We start from the raw sequence: 4,657 nt of genomic DNA on the forward strand, positions 1-4,657 counted from the left end.
TCCGGCCACCAGGCAGCAGGAGAAGGCGCCCGCCCCGCCCGGCAAGAAGCCGGACTGGATGAGCGACTTCGATGACTGAACCCCCGCTCCGTTTGCGGTGCTCGCACACCGGGCGATAGCGTTTTCACCCTCCAGAAAGGCAGACCATGGGACACGAGAAGCCGATCGAGCCGTTTTCGGACCTGCACCGCGAAGGGGACCACGTGCGCGCGGTGCTGCTGCACGACCCCACGGTGGAAGGCCTGGACATGGCCATCTACATGGACGCTTCCGGCAGCATGCGCGAGGAGTACGCCTACAAGACGCAGCAGCGCTCCTTCCTGGAGTGGCTGCGCGGCGCGCCGATGAAGGAGCCCTCCAACGACGTGGAGCCGCAGGTCCGGTGGATGCTGGAGTACCTGGCCACCAAGGACCGCAACGGTCTGCTCCGCGTGGCCTACTGGGCCTGTGGCACCAACGGCCGCCAGGTGGAGGCCGTGGGTGAGCTCAAGGGCACCGACGTGAAGCAGTACAAGTTCCCCGGCGCGAAGCAGCTGGGCGGCTACACGTACCTGGAGCCCGCGCTGCGCGACTACGTGAAGTACCTGGAGGAGCAGGTGAAGGTGGGCGCCAAGCGCGGCTGCGCCATCATCGTCACCGACGGCCGCCTCCATGACGCGGAAGCGGTGGAGAAGTTCTCCGAGGAGGTGGCCAGGAAGATCGCCTCCGGCCGCCTGCCGCGCATCAACTTCGTGCTGGTGGGCGTGGGCGACGACATCGACGAGGAGCAGCTGGAGCACATCGCCCACGCGGAGTACCCGGGCGTGGGCCACCTCTGGTGCCACCGCATCGCGAAGGAGATCACCCAGGTGGCGGAGCTGGTCGCCGTGCTGGTGGACGAGACCATGACGGTCGCCGCCGGCGGCACCATCTACGACGACAAGGGCAAGGTGCTGAAGACGTACGAGGGCCGCCTGCCCGCGGTGCTGGAGTTCGAGGTGCCGGAAGAGGCCAAGAGCTTCACGCTGGAGGTGAACGGCCAGCGCTACACGCAGCCGCTCCCTGACGAAGACCACGACGAGGACGAGGACCACCACTGATGGCCGGCCACGAAGTCATCAACCGCCCCTTCTCCGACGTCCACCGGATGGGCAACAAGGTCGTCGCGACGCTCTTGCACGACCCCACCGTGGAGGGCCTGGACGTGGCCCTCTACATGGACGGCTCCGCGAGCATGGAGAACGCGTACGGGCCGCGCGGCATCCTGGCGAAGCTCGCCCCGGTGAAGAACCAGGTCGAGCCGCAGATGCAGTGGATGCTGGAGTACCTGGCCAACAAGGACCGGGACGGCAAGGTGCGCGTCACCTACTGGGCCTGCGGCGACGGCACCCAGCTGGAGATGGTGGGCGACCTCACCGGCCCGCAGGCCAAGGGCTACCGCTTCCCCGGCCCCAGGTCCTACGGCAAGGCCACGGTGATGCTGCCGGTGCTGCGCGACTTCGTGGCGCACATCAAGCAGCAGGTGGGCGAAGGCGCCAAGCGGGGCCTGGCGGTCATCATCACGGACTCGCAGATCAACGACGCCCATGACGTGACGGCCTACGCCACGCAGGTGGCCAAGGAGATCGCCTCCGGCCGCCTGCCGCGCATCAACTTCGTCTTCATGGGCGTGGGTGAGCACGTGGATGAAGAACAGATGGAGGAGATCTCCCATACGACCTATCCGGGCGTGGGACACCTCTGGTGCCACCGCCACGCGGACCGCATGGAGGAGATGGCGGAGCTCGTGGCCGTGCTGGTGGACGAGACGATGACCGTCGCCGCCGGCGGCACCGTCTATGACGAGCAGGGCAAGGTGCTGAAGGTCTACGAGGGCCGCCTGCCCGCGGTGCTGGAGTTCGAGATTCCCCCCACGTGCAAGCGCTTCACGTTGGAGGTCGCCGGCCAGCGCTTCGACCAGCCCGTCCCCGAGGAGCACGAGGACGAGGACCACCACGACGAGGACGAGGACGAGAAGCCCCAGGCCACGCCGCCTCCGGCCGCCGCCCCCTCGCACTCACGCCGCGGACACCGCCACTAGGGCGACAGGAAGAGCCAAAGCCATGTCGGAGCAGAAGAAGAGCGGTTCGCGGTTCGGCACGTTGAACATCAAGGGCCTCAAGGAGGTGGAAACCGCCGGCAACGCCGTGCAGCGCCACGTCCACGGCCCTTCCTGCTCCCATGGCCACGACCACGGGCATGACCACCATGGGCATGCCCACTCCCAGCGCGTCATCCGTCCGCCGGCGCACCGTCCGGCGGAAGGGGGCGGCTCGGCGCTCCAGCTGGACCTGGAGGGCACGCTGCCGGGAGAGACGGACGACCAGGGCCGCTTCGAGCGGCTGGAGACGGCCCTGGAGTCGCAGCACGGCATCCTCGACGTGCACCTGCGCCGCGACGCAGGGCACGCGGAGGTGTGCATCCACTACGACCCGGCGCAGGTCCCCGTCGCCCAGCTGCTGAAGCTCGCGCGGAAGACGGGAGAGCAGGTGGCCGCGCGCTACCTGCAACACACCTGGTTCGTGCGCGGGATGGACTCCGCGGACGCGGCCCAGGTCATCGAGCACGCGGTCTCCAAGATGAAGGGCGTGCTCACGGCCAGCGTCGCGTACGCCAGCGAGCGCCTGGTCGTCGAGTACGACAAGGCGGAGCTGAAGCTCGCGGACGTGGAGGCCCGGGTGAAGGCGCTCGGGTATGGGCTGGAAGTGCCCATGGCGGGCCACGCCTGTTCGCACCACGCGCACGGGGGCGGTCTGGCGCCGCTGCTGGAGCTGCCGCTGGTGGTGGCCTCCGGCGTGCTGCTGGCGGCGGGCTTCGTGGTGGACCACTTCGCGCTGGCGCCGCCCCTGGTGGCCACGGTGCTCTGGGCGCTGTCCATGGCGAGCGGCGGCTTCTTCGCCATTCGCGGCTCGGTGCAGTCCATCGCGCAGCTTCGCATCGACATCGAGACGATGATGGTGGTGGCGGCGCTGGGCGCGGCGGTGCTCGGCGCGTGGTTCGAGGGCGCGTTCCTGCTCTTCCTCTTCAGCGCGGGCCACGCGCTGGAGCACCGGGCCATGGAGAAGGCGCGCCGCTCCATTGAAGCGCTGGGCCAGCTGCGTCCGGAGGTGGCGCGCGTGCGCCGGGGCTCGGAGGTCGTGGAGGTGCCGGTGGCGGACGTGAAGCGCGGCGAGCGCATCGTCGTGCGCCCGGGCGACCGCGTCCCGCTGGACGGCGTCATCCGCGAGGGCAAGAGCTCCCTGGACCAGGCGGCCATCACCGGCGAGTCCATGCCGGTGGCGCGCAAGCCGGGCGACGAGGTGTTCTCCGGCACCATCAACTGCGAGGCGGCGCTGGAGGTGGAGGTCACGCGCCTGTCGTCGGAGTCCGTGCTGGCGCGCGTGGTGGACATGGTGGCGCAGGCGGAGGCGCAGAAGGGCAAGCGGCAGCGCTTCGCCCAGCGCCTGGAGCGCACCGTGGCGCCGCTGGTGATGGCGTCAGCCATCGTGTTCCCAGTGGTGCTGCTGCTCCTGGGCACCCCCTTGAAGGAAGCGGTGCTGCGCGCGGTGGGGCTGCTGGTGGCCGCGTCGCCTTGCGCGCTCGCCATCTCCACGCCCTCCGCCGTGCTCTCCGCGGTGGCGTCGGCCGCGCGCGGGGGCGTGCTGATCAAGGGCGGCATCTACCTGGAGCTGTTGAGCGGCATCCGCGCCATCGCCTTCGACAAGACGGGCACGCTCACCGTGGGCCGCCCCCGGCTGCTCACCACGTGGGCCGCGCCGGGCGCGACGCGCGAGGAGCTGCTGGGCACCGCGGCGGGCGTGGAGGCGCTGTCCGCGCACCCGCTGGCCAAGGCCGTGGTGGACGGCGCCGCCGAGGCGCGCGTCGCCGTGCCCGAGGGCCGCGACCTGGAGGCCATCCACGGCCAGGGCATCCGCGCGAAGGTGGGCGACGACGCGGTGGAGGTGGGCAGCACGGCCCTCTTCGCCGGGGAAGCCCTCCCTCCGGAGGTCACCGCCGAGGTGGCCCGGCTGGAGGCGGCGGGCCAGACGACGATGGTGGTGCGCCGCGCGGGCCGCTACCTGGGCGTGCTGGGCGTGGCGGACACGCTGCGCGGCGGCGCCCGTCAGGTGGTGCAGGCGCTGAAGGCGGGCGGCATCGAGCGCACGGTGATGCTGTCCGGCGACAACGCGCTCGTGGCCCAGTCCATCGCGCGGCAGGTGGGCCTGGATGAGGCGAAGGCACCGCTGATGCCCGTGGACAAGGTGACGGCGGTGAAGGAGCTGGGCCGCACGCACCCGGTGGCCATGGTGGGCGACGGCGTCAACGACGCGCCCGCGCTCGCCGCGGCGGCGGTCGGCGTGGCCATGGGCGGCGCCGGCAGCGACGCGGCGCTGGAGACGGCGGACGTGGTGCTGATGAGCGATGACCTGGCGAAGCTGCCCTTCGCGCTGGAGCTGTCCAAGCGCGCCACGGCCGTGATGAAGCAGAACCTGGTCATCGCGCTGGGCGTGAGCGCGGTGCTCGTCGTGGCCGCCGTGCTGGGCCTCACGCGCATCAGCCAGGCCGTGGTGCTCCACGAGGGCAGCACGCTCCTGGTCGTCTTCAACGGCCTTCGCCTGCTCGCCTTCCGGCCGAAGGCGCCCGCCACGCCGCCCCAGCC

General features: G+C 70.9%; 3 protein-coding genes. All 3 read left to right on the forward strand.

Annotated elements, in window-relative coordinates; translation table 11 throughout:
- The first annotated feature begins 146 nt into the window (after window positions 1–146).
- Window positions 147–1,079 (forward strand): vWA domain-containing protein, encoded by a 933-nt coding sequence (locus tag D7X55_RS36095; protein ID WP_120550178.1) that lies wholly within the window; start codon window positions 147–149, stop codon window positions 1,077–1,079.
- Window positions 1,079–2,059, forward strand: coding sequence for a VWA domain-containing protein (locus tag D7X55_RS36100; protein ID WP_120550179.1), 981 nt, complete (start codon window positions 1,079–1,081; stop codon window positions 2,057–2,059). The genes D7X55_RS36095 and D7X55_RS36100 overlap by 1 nt, the downstream gene beginning before the upstream one ends.
- Window positions 2,060–2,081: 22 nt before the next feature.
- A partial coding sequence (locus tag D7X55_RS36105; RefSeq protein WP_147470351.1) for a cation-translocating P-type ATPase occupies window positions 2,082–4,657 on the forward strand: 2,576 nt, incomplete at its 3' end.

The sequence above is a fragment of the Corallococcus sp. AB049A genome, from assembly GCF_003668885.1.
GTDB lineage: Bacteria > Myxococcota > Myxococcia > Myxococcales > Myxococcaceae > Corallococcus > Corallococcus interemptor.